Consider the following 2,354-nt stretch of genomic DNA (forward strand, 5'->3'; position numbering starts at 1 on the left):
CTCGCCGGCGACGGCGCGGGCCCGGCGTCGGCCGGCGCGTCCGCGAAAGGCGAGGCGGACGGCGGTTCGGCGGCGGGTGGCGGTTCGGCGGCGCGGCGCGGGGCCGGCTTGTAGACGTCGCCCGAGGCGGTGCTGGCGTACACGCCGTGCGGCGCCGCCTGGGCCAGCGCGCCCACCAGGCCGCCCGCCCCCAGCTCCCCCGCCCCACGCGCGGCGGCTTCGATCACCGCCTGCAGGTCCTCCGGGCGCGCATCCGGGGTAAAGCCGATGCGGTTGATGCGCAGCGTAATCAGGTGCCCGGCCGAGCGCAGGACCACCGGGTCCACCGCGCCCACCGGCTGCCCCTTGCTGGTGAAGCCCGTGAACTGGACGTCCAGCACCAGGCTCTTCTGCGATTGGAGCACCTCCGACAGCGCCTCGTGCGCCTCCGCCGCGCGCGCGGACGGCTCGCCGTCGCGCTGAATGGCGAGAGCAAGCGTGCGGACAAAGCGGGCGGCGGCTTCCTGCATGCGGTCGGCGGCGAAGGTCAGGGGGTGAGCCGCGCCGAGCGGCCTTCCAGCCGTCCCAGCACCGACAGCGCGCGCAGCCGCCACACGCGCCAGACGGCTTCGCGAATGATCTTCTTGCTCATCTTGCTTTCGCCCACGTCGCGGTCCACGAACATGATGGGGATCTCGCCCAGGCGGAACCCCTTCTTCCACGCGCGAAAGCTCATCTCGATCTGGAACGAGTAGCCGTTGCTTTCCACCCGGTCCAGCGAGATGGATTCCAGCACTTCGCGCCGGAAGCACTTGAACCCGCCCGTGGCGTCGGCAATGGGAAGGCCGGTGACCCAGCGGGCGTACGAGTTGGCGAAGTAGCTGAGCAGAAGCCGGCCCATGGGCCAGTTCACCACGGTGACGCGGCCGTGCAGGTAGCGCGACCCCAGCACCAGGTCGTACTCCTGGATGGCCTCCAGAAAGTGCGGCAGGTGCGTGGGATCGTGCGAAAAGTCCGCGTCCATCTCGAACAGAAAGTCGTACTTCCGCTCGATGCCCCACCGGAAGCCGGCCAGGTACGCCGTGCCCAGCCCCTGCTTGCCCGCGCGGTGAAGCACGTGCACGCGGGGTTCCGCGGCGGAGATCTCGTCGGCGAGCCGGCCGGTTCCGTCGGGGGAGTTGTCGTCCACCACCAGGATTTCCAGCCGCTCATCGCGGGAGAGCACCGACGGAACGAGCCGCGGCAGGTTCTCGCTCTCGTTGTAGGTCGGGATGATGACGAGGGCGCGCTGCAAACGTCCGAAACGCTGGGAGTGCTTGTACCGGCTGAGGTCAGCCCGTAGCTTGGGCGGGATGCACAATCCTATCGCGGCGCCCCCGTCCCCACAAGTGAAGTGAAGGTCCTGTACCTGGTCTCGGCGTACGCCCGCGGCCCCGGCGACGTCATCACCCCGTGGCTGGTGGAAACCATCCGCCGGCTGCGCGCCCTGGGCGTGGAGGCCGAGGTGCTGGCCCCGTCCTACCGCGGCCTCGCGACGCAGACGGTGGAAGGGGTGCGCGTGCACCGCTTTCGCTACGCCCCGCGCCCGTGGGAAACGCTGACCCACGACCAGACGGCGCCGGACCGCATCCGCGAGCGCCCCGCCTTTCTTTCCCTCGTTCCCGGCTACGTGGCGTCCGGCTCGCTGGCCGCCGCGCGCCTGGCCCGCACGGGCGAGTTCGCCGCCATTCACGCCTTCTGGCCCCTGCCCCACGGCGTGATCGGCCTCGCCGCAAGGCGCGCGTCGGGGGTGCCGCTCGTCAGCACCTTCTTCGGGGTGGAACTGACGTGGATGGAAAAGGAACTGCCGTTCCTTTCCCCCGTGCTGCGGCGGATCGTGCGCGGGTCGGACGCGGTGACGGCCATCAGCAGCTACACGGCGGACCGGCTGCGGCGGCAGGTGCCGGGTGCCGATCCCGCCATCATCCCCTTTGGCGCCACGGTGGAGCCGTCCGCCTTTGCCGCGGCGTCCGCCCCGCGCGCGCCCGACGCCCCGTTCGAGCTGCTCTTCGTGGGCCGGCTCGTGGAACGAAAGGGGGTGCACCTGCTGCTGGACGCGCTCGCTTCCCTGCCCCCGGAGCGCCGCGTCGTCCTGCGCGTGGTGGGCGACGGGCCGGACCGCGCGCGGCTGCAGGCCCGCGCGGAGCAGCTGGGGCTGGGCGGCCGCGCCGTCTTCCACGGATTCGTGTCAAAGGAAGAGCTGCAGTCGCGGATGGCGGACTGCGACTGCTTCGTCCTCCCCGCCGTGGTGGACTCCAAGGGCGACACGGAAGGGCTGGGCGTGGTGCTGCTGGAGGCGATGAGCTACGGCAAGCCGACCATCGCCAGCGCGGCGG

The 2,354-nt window shown here is 71.4% G+C and carries 2 protein-coding genes and 1 pseudogene; 1 reads left to right on the top strand and 2 read right to left on the bottom strand.

What is annotated here, in order from left to right:
* Window positions 1–509, bottom strand: a pseudogene (locus VF665_RS03075) (hypothetical protein); the annotation flags it as partial.
* Window positions 510–526: 17 nt separating this feature from the next.
* On the bottom strand, window positions 527–1,273 hold the full coding sequence (locus tag VF665_RS03080) for a polyprenol monophosphomannose synthase (protein ID WP_331051935.1): 747 nt from the start codon (window positions 1,271–1,273) through the stop codon (window positions 527–529).
* Between the two features lie 99 nt (window positions 1,274–1,372).
* Between VF665_RS03080 and VF665_RS03085 the strand changes: the two genes are divergently transcribed.
* Window positions 1,373–2,354 (top strand): glycosyltransferase (locus tag VF665_RS03085; RefSeq protein ID WP_331051936.1); only part of this gene is annotated, 982 nt, incomplete at its 3' end.

This window comes from Longimicrobium sp., from assembly GCF_036387355.1.
Lineage (GTDB): Bacteria > Gemmatimonadota > Gemmatimonadetes > Longimicrobiales > Longimicrobiaceae > Longimicrobium.